The following is a 14,662-nucleotide window of genomic DNA, read 5'->3' as shown; positions in this document are numbered from 1 at the left end:
GGGATCCTGTTATGACTTATCTCGACACCGCTGAAATCGCCGACTGGCACGCCCACGTGTACTTCGACGCCGCGAGCCGCGACGCCGCCTGGACGTTCCGAGAGGCGATCGAAGCGCATCTCGGCAACATCCTGAAACTGGGCCGCTTTCACGAGCGCCTGGTGGGCCCGCATCCGCAATGGTCGTATCAGCTTGCCTTCGGCAACGACCACTTCGCCGAAATCTTCGCTTGGCTGGCACTCAATCACGGCGCGCTCGACGTGTTCGTTCACCCCAACACCGGCGATGCGCTGCGCGATCATCGGGATTCGGCGGTGTGGATCGGGCGGTCGCATGCGCTGGTTTTGTCGGCGTTGGGAGACTAGCTGGAACAAAGGAGACACTCGATGAGCCGCGATTCCGTCGTCAACGTGCAAGCCTTCGTCAACGAGCATCCGTTCTCCGGATTTCAGTGGCTCATCTTCGCCATGTGCGCGGTCGTGGTCCTGCTCGACGGCTTCGACACCGCAGCGATCGGCTTCATCGCGCCCTCGCTCATCACCGAATGGGGCATCGGCAAGCCCGCGCTCGCGCCGGTGCTGAGCGCGGCGCTGTTCGGCCTCGCCTGCGGCGCGCTGATCTCCGGCCCGCTGTCGGACCGGCTCGGCCGGCGTTCGCTCTTGACCGGCTCCGTCCTGCTGTTCGGACTCGCGTGTCTGGCGTCCGCGTTTTCGTCGAGCGTCGGGCAACTGACGGCGCTGCGCTTCGTCACCGGCGTCGGCCTCGGCGCGGCGATGCCGAACGCCGTGACGATGATGGGCGAGTTCTGCCCGGATCGCCGGCGCGCGACGATGGTCAACCTGATGTTCTGCGGCTTTCCGCTCGGCGCCGCCTTCGGCGGCTTCTTCGCCGCGTGGCTGATTCCCCATTTCGGCTGGCGCAGCGTGCTGCTCCTTGGCGGCGTCACACCGATCCTGCTCGCGATCGTGCTGCTCTTGAAGATGCCGGAATCGGTGCGCTACATGGTCGCCAACCACCATCCGGCCGAGCGGATTCGCGCCGCGCTCATGCGCATCTCGAGCGACGCGGCGCAGGCCGTCTCGTTCGTCATGACCGAGACCGCGCCGGCCACCGGCGGCAAGGGTGCGGGCGTGGTGCTGTCGCGCGCGTACGTCGTCGGCTCGGTGATGCTGTGGATCGCGTACTTCATGGGCCTCGTGATCTTCTACGCGTCCATCAACTGGATGCCGATCCTGCTCAAGGAAGCAGGCCTGAACCCGCAGCGCGCCACGCTGATCTCGGCGCTCTTTCCTTTGGGCGGCGTGGGCGCCGTCTTGAGCGGCATGCTGATGGACCGTTTCAACGCGAACCGGATCATCGCCGCGTGCTATGCGCTCACCGCCGTCAGCGTCTATTTCATCGGGCAAGCGGTCGGCAATGTCGGCGCGCTCGTGCTCGTGGTGTTCGTCGCCGGCGTGCTGATGAATACCGCTCAGTCGTCGATGCCCGCGCTCGCCGCCGCGTTCTACCCGACTCAAGGGCGCGGCACCGGTGTTGCGTGGATGCTCGGCGTCGGCCGCTTCGGGGGCATTGCGGGGTCGTTCCTGGTCGCGGAACTCACGCGCCGGCACTTCACGTTTGCGGGAATCTTCGCGACGGTCGCCGTGGCCGGCGCAATCGCATGCGTGGCGCTCTTGATCAAGCAGATGGCGCGCCCCGAGATCGTGGGGGCGCCGTCATTCAAGGCCGATTCGTTCGGTCACTGACGCCGTGACGCAAAAAAAGAGCCCTGTTCCGCGGGGAACAGGGCTCGTGTGGATGAGCCATATCGTGCAGGCGCGTGGAGGCTTGCCGATTTTTTCTCACCACGGGTGAAGCTGTTATTGCTTGAACTACTTGCTTCGAATGGCCCGCGCCTACTCCTCGTTACTAAGCTGCTAAGTTACTAACCCCAACTGCAATCAAATCGTGCCGCAAATCGTGCTGCCTGCGCTGCATGTTGCTAGGTGCTGCATCGTGCTGCTTGTTGCCGATGCCGCCTGACCTTCGACTGCGTGGTGCTGATACTGCGTGCACATCAAATACCGTTGCTTCGAAAACCTTCTGCTTCGACTACAACTGCTTGAACCGCTAGCACTGGTACGGGCAAAACCAACGCGGGGGGAGGCCGCGCCGATGGGCTCAACAACTCGCTCCATGGAAATCATTGTAGGGAGTGAAGCCCGAAAGCGATTGGGCGATTCGAGGGCGATTTACATACCAGTTCGCCGAATTGCGGCGCGGCGCCGCTCAATGCCTGCGCAGCCGCTCGCGCACGCGTTTTGCCGCCAGGAGCGAGACGTAATCGAGGATGTTTGCGGTGCGGCGATACTCGTCCAGCGTTTCCGCGTACAGATTGCCGACGGTCTCTTCGTCAGTGTGAGTGGACTCGGCAATTTCCTTGACGATGTCGCGAGGGTTGGGGGTTCTTATCGCGGGCTTCATGATGCCTCCGTCAGCCTATCGATAACCGGAGGCGAGCATCGAACGTTCCCGGGCACGCTGCGTCGGAAGCACAGCGTGCCCTTCACATATGGCGCGTATCCAGCGCCTACCCTTGCAGCAGCGCTTCACCCTTGCGAACGACCCGGCCCGAAACCTCGATCGGTACATTCAGCGTGTACTGCGGCAACGCGATCAGCACACTGACGCGCCGCAAAATCTGCCAGAAGACGCTTTCGAACGAGCGCGCTCGTTCGCGCTGGTTCATGCCGTCGGCGAGCGGGTCCGGGAAGCTCCACTCGTAAAACTCGGGCTCACCGGGAAAAATCGGCGCGTGATATTCGGCAACGGAACTGTCCATGGCGATGACGAGGTCCATCCTCGGCGCCCATTCGCCAGTGAATTCCAGCCAGCTCCGCGGACCGAGCAGGTCCAGATCGGAAATGCCGGGCCGCAATTGCGCGAGCGCCAGTGGATGCACGCGCGCCGCAGGATCGGACCCCGCGCTGAACGCCTCGAATCGATCCCCGCCCAGCTCGCGCAGCAAGGCTTCCGCCATGATGCTGCGTGCCGCGTTCTCTCTGCAGAGAAACAGCACATTATGTTTCTTGGTCACTGCTTCGCCCCGTCATACGTGTTTTTTGTAAAACGGCATCTTGCCGAGCCAGTTTTGCACGTCGGTGACAGTGTTCCAAGCTAGAACTCGAGTGCAAACGCTCGCAAACACCTATTCAAGATTTCCCATTTCGTGCCGAGGCGCGGATTCTACGCTATCGCGAAATCATCAGACGGAATCGCGCTGTGGCGAATAACGTGAACACGTCATGGACAATCGGAAACCGCTGCGTCCCCCTGCCACGGGAAGTGTCGTCTCAAAAATCGTATATACTGTTTTCACTGTTTTTGAGGATTCGACATGAACACACCCATCACCAAAGAGCCGACCAAGAAGAAGTTCCACTTCCCCAAGAGCGCCGAGCAGGCCGCGCCCGAAGCGGAAAAGCCGCCGGTGAAGGCACCCAAGGCCGCAACGCCGAAGAAAGTCACGGCGAAGAAACCCACGGCAAAGAAAGCCACAGCGAAGACAGCTGAAGCCCGCAAGACCAAGAAGGCCGAAGCCGCTCCGGCACCCGCCCCGGCCGAAGAGAAAGCGCGCCGAGCCAAGAAAGAAAAGGTCGTGCGCGACAGCTTCACGATGCCGAAGTCTGACTACGCAAAGATCGACGAACTCAAGAAGCGCTGCGTCGCGAATGGGATTTCGGTGAAGAAGAGCGAGTTGCTGCGCGCCGGACTGCAAATGCTCGCGTTCGCAGCGGACAAGCGTCTGGTTGCGGCCGTTTCCGCGCTGGAACCCGTCAAGACCGGGCGTCCCGCGAAGTCGTAAGGTGTGAAAGGCGCGCCGCCATCGGTAGCGCTCGATAAAACAAAAGGCGTCAAGGCAGACAGTCTGCTTTGACGCCTTTTGCGCAGCTAGCTCACCGCATTCGACGCAGGCTTTCCAACCTTGCCGAATGCGCCTTCCCGACTCTTATTCCACCGTCACCGATTTCGCCAAATTGCGCGGCTTGTCGACATCGGTCCCGCGCGCGCACGCCGTGTGATACGCCAGCAACTGCAGCGGCACGACGTGCAGAATCGGCGACAACAGCCCGTAGTGCTCCGGCATCCGGATCACGTGCAGGCCCTCGTCGTTGACGATCTTCGTGTCAGCATCGGCGAACACGTACAGCTCGCCGCCGCGCGCCCGCACTTCCTGGATGTTCGATTTCAGCTTCTCGAGCAGCGCATCGTTCGGCGCCACGGTCACGACCGGCATCGCTTCCGTCACCAGCGCGAGCGGCCCGTGCTTCAGCTCGCCGGCGGGATACGCCTCGGCGTGGATGTACGAGATTTCCTTGAGCTTCAGGGCCCCTTCGAGCGCGATCGGATAGTGCATCCCGCGGCCGAGGAACAGCGCGTTCTCCTTGCGCGAGAACTCCTCCGACCACGCGATGATCTGCGGCTCCAGCGCCAGCACGCTGTTCAACGCCGCCGGCAAGTGCCGCAACTGCTTGATGTAGTTCGCTTCCTGCGTGGCATCGATATGCCCGCGCTGCTTGCCGAGCGTCGCCGCCAGCACGAACAGCGCGACAAGCTGCGTCGTGAACGCCTTCGTCGACGCCACGCCGATCTCGCGCCCAGCACGCGTCAGGAACGACAGCTCGGTCAGGCGCACCATCGCGCTGGTGCCGACGTTGCAAACGGACAGCGTGTGGCGATGCCCCAGGTCTTGAGCGTGCTTGAGCGCCGCCAGCGTGTCCGCCGTTTCGCCCGACTGCGAGATCACGACCACGAGCGACTTCGGGTTCGGCACCGAATCGCGATACCGGTATTCGCTTGCGATCTCGACTTGCGTCGGAATCTTGGCGATCGATTCGAGCCAGTACTTCGCGGTCAGCCCCGAGTAGTAGCTCGTGCCGCACGCGAGAATCAACAGGCTGTCGATCTCGCCGAACACCGCGCCGGCGCCTTCGCCGAAGATCGAGGGATCGAAGGTTTCCGTGGCCGGGATGGTGTCGCTGATCGCACGCGGCTGCTCGAAGATTTCCTTCTGCATGAAGTGGCGATACGGCCCGAGTTCGACCGCGCCGCCGTACGCCACGACATTGCGCACCTCGCGCTCGGCCGCCTGGCCGTCGCGACCGACGATCTTCACGCCGTCGAGCGACAGCTCGCACACGTCGCCTTCTTCGAGGAAGATGAAGCGTTCGGTGCTACCCGCGAGCGCGAGCGCATCCGACGCGAGGAAGTTCTCGCCATCACCCAAGCCCACGACGAGCGGCGAGCCCAGACGCGCGCCGACCACCGTATGCGGCTGGTCCTTGTGGAGCACGGCGATCGCGAATGCGCCGTGCAGCTGCTTGACCGCTTCGCGCACGGCCGCGAACAGGTCGCCGGCATACAGGCTGTGGATCAGGTGCGTGACGACTTCGGTATCGGTCTGCGAGACGAACTCGTAGCCCTTGCCGCGCAGCATCTCGCGCAGCGACTCGAAGTTCTCGATGATGCCGTTGTGCACGAGCGCCACGGTGTCGCGCGAGAAGATCGGGTGCGCGTTGTCGGTGACGGGCGCGCCGTGCGTCGCCCAGCGCGTGTGCGCGATGCCCGTCACGCCGTCGAGCTTCGACTCGTGCACTTGCGCGTCGAGATCGGCCACGCGCGCCACGCTGCGGGCGCGGCGCGGCACGCCGTCGGCCAGCACGGCGACGCCGCACGAATCGTAGCCGCGATATTCGAGGCGGCGCAGTCCTTCGACCAGAATGGAAACGATGTTACGTTGCGCTACCGCGCCAACAATGCCGCACATGGGTTCGATCCTTTGCTTATGAATGTTCTGTTCTGCGCCGCCAGCGTACATGGCGTCGGCGGCCGGTTCAGTTACCTGCCGTGCAGATCAGCTCTTCTTTTTCGTCGGGCGCACATAGCCGCTCTTCGACGTTTGCGTCTTGTCGTTCAGAACGAGCGTGCCCTCAGGCACGTCCTTCCAGACCGTCGTGCCCGCCGCGATCGTCACGCCGCGCCCGACGCGCACCGGCGCCACAAGCTGCGTATCGGAACCGACGAAGACATCGTCTTCGATCACGGTGCGGTGCTTGAACGCGCCGTCGTAATTGCAGGTGATGGTGCCCGCGCCGACGTTCACGCGCGCGCCGATGTCGGCGTCGCCGATATAGGTCAGATGATTGGCCTTCGAGCCGTGGCCGAGCACCGCGTTCTTCACTTCGACGAAGTTGCCGACGTGCGCTTCGTCCGCGAGCGACGTACCGGGCCGCAGCCGCGCGTACGGGCCGAGCACGACTTGCGCGCCGACTTGCGCGCCTTCGATGTGCGTGAACGCATCGACACGCGTGCCCACACCGATCGCCGCATCGCGAATCACGCAGTTCGGACCGATCGTCACGTTGTCGGCCAGCGTCACGCGGCCTTCGAAGACGCAGTTCACGTCGATCGAGACATCGCGCCCGCATTCGAGCGTGCCGCGCACGTCGAGCCGCGCCGGATCGGCAAGCGTCACGCCGGTTGCGAGCAGTTCATCCGCGACGTTGCCTTGATGGATGCGCTCGAGCTCGGCAAGCTGCGCCTTGCTGTTCACGCCGAGCGTTTCCCATTCTTCGTCGGGCTGCGTCGTCACGATATCGAAGCCCGCTTCGATCGCGCGCTCGACGACGTCCGTCAGGTAGTACTCGCCCTGCGCGTTGTCGTTCCTGAGCGAAGCGAGCCACATCGCGAGCTGAGCGGTCGGTGTCACGACGATGCCGGTGTTGATCTCGCGGATCTTCTGTTGCTCGGGCGTCGCGTCCTTCTGCTCGACGATGCGCTGAACGTAGCCGGCCTGATCGCGAACGATGCGTCCGTAGCCGGTCGGATCGTCGAGCGTCACGGTGAGCACGCCATAGCGCCCTTCCACAGCCGCGTCGGTCAGGTGCTTCAAGGTGCTGGCCTTCGTGAGCGGCACATCGCCGTAAAGCACGAGGGTGGGTTGCGACGGATCGAGAAGCGGCAGCGCCTGCTGGACGGCATGCCCGGTGCCGAGCTGTTCGGCTTGCAGCGCAAACTGCACATCGGGCGCCGCGACGGCCTCACGGACCTGCTCGGCGCCATGACCGACCACGACGACGAGCCGCCCGGGCTTCAACGTGCGTGCGGTATCGATGACGTGGGAAAGAAGCGGCCTGCCGGCCAGAGGATGAAGCACCTTGGGCAGCGCGGAACGCATACGCTTGCCGGTGCCTGCCGCCAAAATCACGATGTTCATGGCGTCGGCGAAAAGAGGAGTTTTTGAGCGGGCAATTCTAGCATGGGGGGTGTGACGCCATCCCTTGCTATGAGGCCGCCCGCACGCTCTTTCCGCGGATTGACGCCGGGCATCCGGCAAGGCGGCGCCGGATGCCGTCGCGCGCTATCGGCTGGCCGCCTGCGCGCCGCGAATGGCCGTCAGCGACCTGCGCTGCATGCCCTCGGCGTCGAAGTTTTCCGACGCGAGCCATTGCTCGAATTCCGCGCGCCGTGCGGGCCATTCCTTATCGATGACCGAAAACCACGCGGTATCGCGGCTGCGCCCTTTGTAGACGATTGCCTGGCGGAAAATCCCTTCGAACTGGAAGCCGAGACGCGCCGCCGTCTCGCGCGAAGGCGCGTTCAAGCTATCGCACTTCCACTCGTAGCGGCGATAGCCGAGATCGTCGAATACGTGCTTCATCAGCAGGTACTGGGCCTCGGTCGAGATCGTGGTGCGCTTGAGCAGCGGCGAAAACGCGACGAAACCGACTTCGATCACGCCATTGGCCGGATCGATCCGCATCAGCGCCAGCGTGCCGACGGCGCGCTGCGTTTTCAGATCGATCACCGTGTAGTGCAGCGGGTCCTTGCTGGCGGCGATCCGCTCGGCGTACTCGCGGAAGGCCGAAGCATCGGCGAACGGGCCGGACGACATATAGGTCCAGTCGCGGCCGTCTCCGGCGCTGCTGTAGGCGTCGTAGAGGTCGGCGGCGTGCTTGGCGGCGTCGAGGGGTTCGAGCCGGCAAGAGCGCCCGTCGAGGGAAACGCGTGGCGGCTGAGGGCGCGCGGTCCAATCGGGAACCGGTTCGCCGACGGGTTGCTGATAGGGGTTCGTGGTTGCCATGACCGATTCCTTGATTGAGTGAAGCGCGACGGCGTGCCGGGCAAACCATCAATTTACGAAAATCGTGGTGCCAGCGAAAGATCCACACTGCGTCACTTTATTAGAACCACGACACGCCCCCACACCGGTCGAAAAATCGGCTTGATTCGCCGCGTCATCGCGCTTTACTCTCTGAAGCCACGCAACCCGCCGACGCCGAATAAACGCCCCATGAGCCCCGACACATCCCGCATCGAGCAGCCCACGCTCACCGGAAAAACCGTCGAACTCCGGCCGCTTCAATACGAACACGCGGCGCAGCTCGTCGAAGCGGCGGCCGATGGCGAGCTATGGAATCTGAAGGTCACCGTCGTCCCCGATCGAGACACGATCGATCAGTACATCGAGAGGGCGTTGACCGGCCGGCAAACCGGCACGGTGATGCCGTTCGTGATCGTGAGGCGCGACACCGGGCAAGTCGCCGGCACCACGCGTTTCTGGAAGATCGATCGCGACCACCGGAAGATGGAGATCGGCAGCACGTGGCTCGCCGCCTCGGCTCAGCGCACCGGCATCAACACGGAGGCGAAGTACCTCCTGCTGACCTACGCTTTCGAAACGATGATGGCGGTGCGCGTGCAGTTCACCACCGATGAGGAAAATGCAAAATCGCGCGCTGCGATCCTCGGCATCGGCGCGAAGCAGGAAGGCATCGTGCGAAACGAGCGCATCATGCCCGACGGCCGCAAGCGCAACTCCGTGCGCTTTTCCATCATCGATACCGAATGGCCGGACGTGAAAGCCATGCTGGAAAAGAAAATGGCGCGATAGGTATCGTTACGTATCGCGCCATCCGTGATCAAAGATCGTCGAACTGGACGATCGAAATCGGCTTGCCGCCCGGTCCGCCGACGCCGTCGGAAGCGTCGGTCGAGCATGGCTCTTCGTCGAAGGCGATGTCGCCCGCCGGATCAGCCTCGCCCGTCGCGCGCAGGCTCGTGAACGGAAACAGGCCCGTATCCATCAAGTGCGACGGCACGACGTTCGATAGCGCGTTGAACATATTCTCGACGCGCCCCGGAAAGCGCTTGTCCCACTCTCGAATCAGCGCCTTCATCTCCGCGCGCTTCAGGTTCGGCTGACTGCCGCACAGGTTGCACGGGATGATCGGGAACTCGCGCAGCTCGGCGTATTTCTCGAGATCGGTCTCCTTCACATACGCGAGCGGGCGAATCACGATGTTCTTGCCGTCGTCCGATTGCAGCTTCGGCGGCATCCCCTTCAGCTTGCCGCCGTAGAACAGGTTCAGCAGCAACGTCTGCAGGATGTCGTCGCGATGGTGGCCGAGCGCGATCTTCGTCGCGCCGAGCTCGCCGGCGACGCGATAGAGAATCCCGCGCCGCAGCCGCGAGCACAGCGAGCAGGTCGTCTTGCCTTCGGGCACCAGGCGCTTGACGATGCTGTACGTATCCTGGTTCTCGATGTGGAACGGGATGTCGAGCTTGGTCAGGTACTCGGGTAGCACATGCTCGGGAAAGCCGGGCTGCTTCTGGTCGAGATTGACGGCGACGATGTCGAAATCGATCGGTGCGCGTTCGCGCAGGCGCAGCAAGACGTCGAGCATCGCGTAGCTGTCTTTGCCGCCCGACAGGCACACCATCACCTTGTCGCCTTGCTCGATCATGTTGTAGTCGCCGATCGCCTGGCCGACGAGGCGCGCGAGACGCTTGAAGAGCTTGTTGTTCTCGTACGCCTCTTTTTGCTCATGGCGCGTGAGCGCGCGGCGTTTTCCGGCTTCGGCGCCGGTTGCGTTGGCGCTGACTTCGCCGCCGTCCGTCAGGATCTCGGAAGCGCTCATGTTTAGTCCTCTTTGATGCGGAAAACTTCGACGCCCACGGCGTCGCAGTCCGGATAAACGTCAGGCTTTTCGGTCGATACGGCCACGGCGCGCACGTGCGGATGCGCGAGCATCGCTTTCGCGACGTCGTCGCAGAGCGTTTCCTGCAGATGGATATGCCCTTGCTCGACGCGCTTCGCGATCGTCGCGCGCATGAAATCGTAGTCGACGACTTCGCGCAGCTTGTCTTCCACGGGCGTGGACAGCGCAAGCGGCACGAACAGTTCGACGTTGATGATCACGCGCTGTTCGCCGCGCTTCTCGAAGTCATGCACGCCGATGTTGATGTACACCTCGTAGTTGCGCAGGAAGAGCCTGCGGCAGTCGGCGAGCCGGGGGTGCGAGAGTGCGGCAACCATGTTCGTTCCAGTCTAAAAAGTGCGTGACGGGCACGCTAAAAATTCGCTTGGGGCGACGCGCATTCGAAACCGCCGCGCGTCCTTCAAAAGCTCAAGTCAAAAACATCACGTCACGCGGCAGCGGCACGAGATGCTGGCCGCCGTCGACGACGAGGGTCGTGCCGGTCACGCCCGGCGCGTCGGCGAGATAGCAGGCCGCCGCCACCAGATCCTCGGGTCGCGACGCGCGGCCCAGCGGCGTCACGCGGTGCGCGGCGGCGAAGCCTTCCGGCGTCTGGTCGGCGGACTGGAGCGTGAGCCCCGGCGCCAGGCCGACCACCCGCACTTTCGGCGCAAGCGCCTGCGCGAGCGTCACGGTCGCCGTCTGCAGCGCGGCCTTCGTCAGCGTGTACGACAGATAGTCGGGATTCAGGTTGTAGAGCTTCTGATCCAGCACGTTGATGACGACTGCGCGCAGCGTTTCGTCCTCGGCCGCCGCCGCGGGCGTTGCGTCGTACAACGCGCGCGCCAGCGCGAGCGGCGCGCCGACGTTGATCGCCATCGAATTCAGCAGGTTGTCGTAACCGACATCCTGCGCCGTGTCTTCTGCGAAGCGCGACGCGTTGTTGACGACGCACGTCAGCCGGCCGAACGCCGCGACGCAGACGGGGACGAGCCTCGCCACCTCGGCCTCGACGGCCAAATCGGCCTGCAGCGCCACGGCGCGGCGGCCGAGCGCCCGAATTTCGGCGACGAGCGCCTCCGCCTCCTCGCCCGACGCGCTGAAATGCACGGCGACGTCCCAGCCGCGCGCCGCAAAGCCGAGCGCGAGCGCCCGGCCGATGCGGCGGGCAGCGCCCGTAATCAGCACGGCGCGCGAGAAAGCGGTCGCGCCGGACTCACCGGAGCGTTCTGCGGCCGCGCTGGGGCGATCAGCGGCGAAATTGCCAGAAATGTCGGACGAGACGGTCATTTACAATGCCGGGATGAATCAAAAAGCTCACCAACCCGATAGTTTACCTGCTCCCGGTCCGACCGCGCTCGGCGCGTCCGAAAAGCTCGTCGCGCTGATCGGCGACGAGATCGCCGCGGCCGGCGGCTGGCTGCCGTTCGATCGCTACATGGAACGCGCGCTGTACGCGCCGGGACTCGGCTACTACAGCGGCGGCGCCGTCAAATTCGGGCGCCGCGCCGAGGACGGCAGCGACTTCGTCACTGCGCCCGAACTCTCGCCGCTTTTCGCCGCGACGCTCGCGCGGCCGCTTGCACAGGCGCTCGAAGCAAGCGGCACGCGGCATCTGATGGAGTTCGGCGCGGGCACGGGCAAGCTCGCGACGGGCCTGCTGATTGCGCTCGACGCGCTCGGCGCCTCGTTCGACAGCTACTCGATCGTCGATTTGTCCGGCGAGCTGCGCGAGCGGCAGCGCGAGACGATCGAAGCGCAAGCGCCGGCGCTCGCATCGCGCGTGCGCTGGCTCGACGCGCTGCCTGGGACGTTCGAAGGCGTCGTGATCGGCAACGAAGTGCTCGACGCGATGCCGGTGCGCCTGTTCTCGTACGCGGGCGACGTGTGGCACGAACGCGGCGTCGCGCTAGTGGGCGACGCGCTCGCGTTCGAAGACCGCCCTGTGACCTCCCAGGACGACGCGGCCTTACTCGCCGAAACCGGCATCGCGGGCGACTACGTCACCGAAACGCACGAAGCGGGCCGCGCCTTCACGCGCACGATCTGCACGATGCTCGCGCGCGGCGCGGCGTTTTTCATCGATTACGGCTTTCCGCGCCACGAGTACTACCACCCGCAGCGCGCGCAAGGCACGCTGATGTGCCACTACCGGCATCGCGCGCACGGCGATCCATTCGTCTATCCCGGCTTGCAGGACATCACCGCGCACGTCGAATTCACCGGCATCGCCGAAGCCGGCGTCGAAACCGGCGCGGATCTGCTGGGCTACACGTCGCAAGCGCGCTTTCTGCTGAACGCGGGCATCACCGACGCGCTCGCCGAGTTCGATCCCAGCGACGCCGCCCGCTTCCTGCCCGCCGCCAACGCCGTGCAGAAGCTGATTTCGGAGGCCGAGATGGGCGAGCTCTTCAAAGTGATCGCGTTCTCGCGCGGCATCGACGGCACGCTCGACGCCTTCGCGCGCGGCGACCGTTCCCACACGCTCTGAGTTCGGGCGACTCGCGATGATCCGCTGGCTCTTCACCACCTTCATCGCGGTCGCGATCCTGTCCGGCTCGTGGCCGTGGCTCAAGAAGATCGGCATCGGCCGGATGCCGGGGGACGTCACGCTGAAAATCGGCGGACGCGAATATCCGTTTCCGTTTATGTCGACTTTGGTCGTGTCGATGGTGGTGTCGTTGTTGGTGCGGTTGTTTTGAAGCGCCAGTGACGCTGGCTCACCCCGCCCCCATCACCCGCCCCACCGCCGCCACACGCGCCTGATGCACCGCTTCCTTGATCCGCTCGGGCTGGCCGGCGCACGTCTGCGCAACCGCGCCGGCATCGACCGCGCGCGCCGCGATCAGCGCGTCACGTAGCAGCACGGCTTCGGGAAACGCGCGCGTCTCGAACCCGAGCCGCCCGCGCGCATCCGACTCGCACGCCTGCAGGAATTCGGCAAAACGCGCCGGCTTGCGCAGCGCGTCGCTGCGCTCGAAGAGGCGCACGAGCGCGGCCGCGCCCATCTCCATCACGCGATGAATGTTGCCGTGTTCGCGCGCGACCAAGAGCGCCAGATCGCGGCAATCGTTCGGCACGCGGAGCCGGTCGCAAAGCGGTTTCAGCAACTCGACGCTGCGCCCTTCGTGGCCGATGTGGCGCGGCAGCACGTCCTCGGGCGTCGTCGCCTTGCCGAGATCGTGGGTGAGCGCGGCAAAGCGCACCGTCAGCGCGTAGCCCTGCGCCGCCGCGTGGTCGACGACCATCATCACGTGCACCCCGGTATCGACTTCCGGGTGATAGTCCGCGCGCTGCGGCACACCGAACAGGTTGTCGATCTCCGGCAGAATGCGCGCGAGCGCGCCGCATTCGCGCAGCACGCTGAACATCCGCGACGGTTTCTTTTCCATCAGGCCGCGCGATACCTCCTGCCAGACGCGCTCCGGCACCAGCGCATCGACTTCGCCCGCCGCGACCATCGTCTTCATCAGCGCGAGCGTCTCGGGCGCGACGGTGAAGTCGTGAAAGCGGGCGGCAAAGCGCGCGAGCCGCAGGATGCGCACCGGATCTTCGACAAACGCCTCGCCGACATGCCGAAAAATTCGCGCTTGCAAATCCGCCTGACCGTCGAACGGATCGATGACCGGCCCGGTCAGTTCGCCGTCCGGGCGCACCAACCGCGCCATCGCGTTGACCGTCAGGTCGCGGCGAGCCAGGTCTTCCTCGAGCGTGACGTCGGGCGCATAGAAAAACTGGAAGCCGTGATAGCCGGCTGCCGTCTTGCGCTCGGTGCGCGCGAGCGCGTATTCCTCCTGCGTGTCCGGATGCAGGAACACCGGGAAATCCTTGCCGACCGGACGGTATCCCTGCGCCGCCATCTGCTCGGGCGTCGCGCCGACCACGACGTAATCGCGGTCGGACACCGGCAAGCCGAGCAGCGCGTCGCGAATCGCCCCGCCTACTGCGTAGATATTCATTCGATTTGGTCGAGATAGGCGACGGGGTGCGGTTCGACCATCGCGTCTTCGATCCACGCGGCCACCGCCGGCAGCGCGGTGATTCGCGCCATGTACGCCTGCGCCTCGCCGGACAGCTTCGGCGCGTACGTCCTGAACCGCATCACGACCGGCACGTACATCGCATCGGCAATGCCGAACTCGCCGAACAGGAACGGGCCGTCGTGCTTGGCCAGGCACTCGCGCCAGATCGCATCGACGCGCGCCACGTCGGCGAGCGCGCCCTGCGTCGCGCCCTTGCCGGGCCACTTCGCACGAATGTTCATCGACATCGACGAGCGCATGTCGCCGAACCCCGCGTGCATTTCGGCGGAAACGCTGCGCGCGTGCGCACGCGCTGCCGCGTCGCGCGGCCACAGCGCGTGCTGCGGATAACGCTCGGCGAGCGTCTCGAAGATCGCGAGCGATTCAAAAACCGCCACGCCGTCGTCGCCGACCAGACACGGCACCTTGCCCGACGGCGAATGTTCGAGAATGCGCGCCTTCGTATCGGGCTCATTCAACCAGATCAGGACCTCCTCGAACGGAATGCCGAAATGCTTCATCAAGACCCACGGACGCATCGACCACGACGAATAGTTCTTGTCACCGATTATCAGTTTCATCTTCTAGGCAAGAGGTAGGTTGGATGGATGGACAGACACG

Annotated in this window: 15 protein-coding genes and 1 pseudogene; 6 read left to right on the top strand and 10 right to left on the bottom strand. The window is 64.5% G+C overall.

The features are described from left to right. Positions 1 to 11 precede the first annotated feature (11 nt). Positions 12 to 365: a DOPA 4,5-dioxygenase family protein gene (locus tag AAHK20_RS07830; RefSeq protein ID WP_449180882.1), complete on the top strand. Its 354-nt coding sequence runs from the start codon at positions 12 to 14 to the stop codon at positions 363 to 365. Positions 366 to 386: 21 nt separating this feature from the next. Then, positions 387 to 1,745, top strand: a complete 1,359-nt coding sequence (locus tag AAHK20_RS07825) for an MFS transporter (protein ID WP_449180881.1) — start codon at positions 387 to 389, stop codon at positions 1,743 to 1,745. A 523-nt stretch (positions 1,746 to 2,268) separates the two neighbouring features. Here AAHK20_RS07825 and AAHK20_RS07820 read toward each other — a convergent pair. Then, positions 2,269 to 2,463, bottom strand: a complete 195-nt coding sequence (locus tag AAHK20_RS07820) for a DUF3562 domain-containing protein (protein WP_449180880.1) — start codon at positions 2,461 to 2,463, stop codon at positions 2,269 to 2,271. Between the two features lie 106 nt (positions 2,464 to 2,569). Beyond that, positions 2,570 to 3,076, bottom strand: a complete 507-nt coding sequence (locus AAHK20_RS07815; RefSeq protein WP_449180879.1) for an arsenate reductase ArsC — start codon at positions 3,074 to 3,076, stop codon at positions 2,570 to 2,572. A 300-nt stretch (positions 3,077 to 3,376) separates the two neighbouring features. On the opposite strand from AAHK20_RS07815, the gene AAHK20_RS07810 reads away from it, so the two are divergent. Then, the gene (locus AAHK20_RS07810) at positions 3,377 to 3,844 is read left to right on the top strand and encodes a hypothetical protein (protein WP_449180878.1); all 468 of its coding nucleotides are present in this window, start codon (positions 3,377 to 3,379) and stop codon (positions 3,842 to 3,844) included. Between the two features lie 144 nt (positions 3,845 to 3,988). Here the strand turns inward: AAHK20_RS07810 and glmS are convergent, their stop codons facing one another. From glmS to AAHK20_RS07795, 3 genes and pseudogenes are all read right to left on the bottom strand, one after another. Then, complete coding sequence (gene glmS, locus AAHK20_RS07805; RefSeq protein ID WP_449180877.1) at positions 3,989 to 5,806, bottom strand: glutamine--fructose-6-phosphate transaminase (isomerizing); 1,818 nt, start codon at positions 5,804 to 5,806, stop codon at positions 3,989 to 3,991. An 87-nt stretch (positions 5,807 to 5,893) separates the two neighbouring features. Then, the gene (glmU, locus tag AAHK20_RS07800) at positions 5,894 to 7,255 is read right to left on the bottom strand and encodes a bifunctional UDP-N-acetylglucosamine diphosphorylase/glucosamine-1-phosphate N-acetyltransferase GlmU (RefSeq protein WP_449180876.1); all 1,362 of its coding nucleotides are present in this window, start codon (positions 7,253 to 7,255) and stop codon (positions 5,894 to 5,896) included. A 147-nt stretch (positions 7,256 to 7,402) separates the two neighbouring features. After that, a pseudogene (locus tag AAHK20_RS07795) lies at positions 7,403 to 8,122 on the bottom strand (GNAT family N-acetyltransferase); the annotation flags it as partial. Positions 8,123 to 8,332: 210 nt separating this feature from the next. On the opposite strand from AAHK20_RS07795, the gene AAHK20_RS07790 reads away from it, so the two are divergent. Then, the gene (locus AAHK20_RS07790; RefSeq protein ID WP_449180875.1) at positions 8,333 to 8,932 is read left to right on the top strand and encodes a GNAT family N-acetyltransferase; all 600 of its coding nucleotides are present in this window, start codon (positions 8,333 to 8,335) and stop codon (positions 8,930 to 8,932) included. Positions 8,933 to 8,960: 28 nt separating this feature from the next. Here the strand turns inward: AAHK20_RS07790 and ttcA are convergent, their stop codons facing one another. The 3 genes from ttcA to AAHK20_RS07775 all read right to left on the bottom strand — a co-directional run bounded on the left by ttcA (position 8,961) and on the right by AAHK20_RS07775 (position 11,309). Then, positions 8,961 to 9,959: a tRNA 2-thiocytidine(32) synthetase TtcA gene (gene ttcA, locus AAHK20_RS07785; protein WP_449180874.1), complete on the bottom strand. Its 999-nt coding sequence runs from the start codon at positions 9,957 to 9,959 to the stop codon at positions 8,961 to 8,963. A 2-nt stretch (positions 9,960 to 9,961) separates the two neighbouring features. Then, a complete protein-coding gene (locus tag AAHK20_RS07780) occupies positions 9,962 to 10,357 on the bottom strand; it encodes a dihydroneopterin aldolase (RefSeq protein ID WP_137334179.1) in 396 nt (131 codons plus the stop codon). A 91-nt stretch (positions 10,358 to 10,448) separates the two neighbouring features. Continuing rightward, positions 10,449 to 11,309 (bottom strand): SDR family oxidoreductase, encoded by an 861-nt coding sequence (locus tag AAHK20_RS07775; protein WP_449180873.1) that lies wholly within the window; start codon positions 11,307 to 11,309, stop codon positions 10,449 to 10,451. A gap of 13 nt (positions 11,310 to 11,322) precedes the next feature. On the opposite strand from AAHK20_RS07775, the gene AAHK20_RS07770 reads away from it, so the two are divergent. Next, complete coding sequence (locus AAHK20_RS07770; RefSeq protein WP_449180872.1) at positions 11,323 to 12,510, top strand: class I SAM-dependent methyltransferase; 1,188 nt, start codon at positions 11,323 to 11,325, stop codon at positions 12,508 to 12,510. 16 nt (positions 12,511 to 12,526) lie between these two features. Then, positions 12,527 to 12,721: a DUF2905 domain-containing protein gene (locus AAHK20_RS07765; RefSeq protein ID WP_449180871.1), complete on the top strand. Its 195-nt coding sequence runs from the start codon at positions 12,527 to 12,529 to the stop codon at positions 12,719 to 12,721. Positions 12,722 to 12,739: 18 nt separating this feature from the next. On the opposite strand, the gene AAHK20_RS07760 is transcribed toward AAHK20_RS07765, so the two are convergent. Continuing rightward, on the bottom strand, positions 12,740 to 13,978 hold the full coding sequence (locus AAHK20_RS07760) for a multifunctional CCA addition/repair protein (RefSeq protein WP_449180870.1): 1,239 nt from the start codon (positions 13,976 to 13,978) through the stop codon (positions 12,740 to 12,742). Continuing rightward, the gene (locus AAHK20_RS07755) at positions 13,975 to 14,622 is read right to left on the bottom strand and encodes a glutathione S-transferase family protein (RefSeq protein WP_449180869.1); all 648 of its coding nucleotides are present in this window, start codon (positions 14,620 to 14,622) and stop codon (positions 13,975 to 13,977) included. The genes AAHK20_RS07760 and AAHK20_RS07755 overlap by 4 nt, the downstream gene beginning before the upstream one ends. Positions 14,623 to 14,662: the final 40 nt, after the last annotated feature.

It is taken from the genome of Trinickia camelliae, assembly GCF_053525655.1.
The sequence above is the reverse complement of the archived record's forward strand: the minus strand, read 5'-3'. Positions and strand labels throughout refer to the sequence as shown.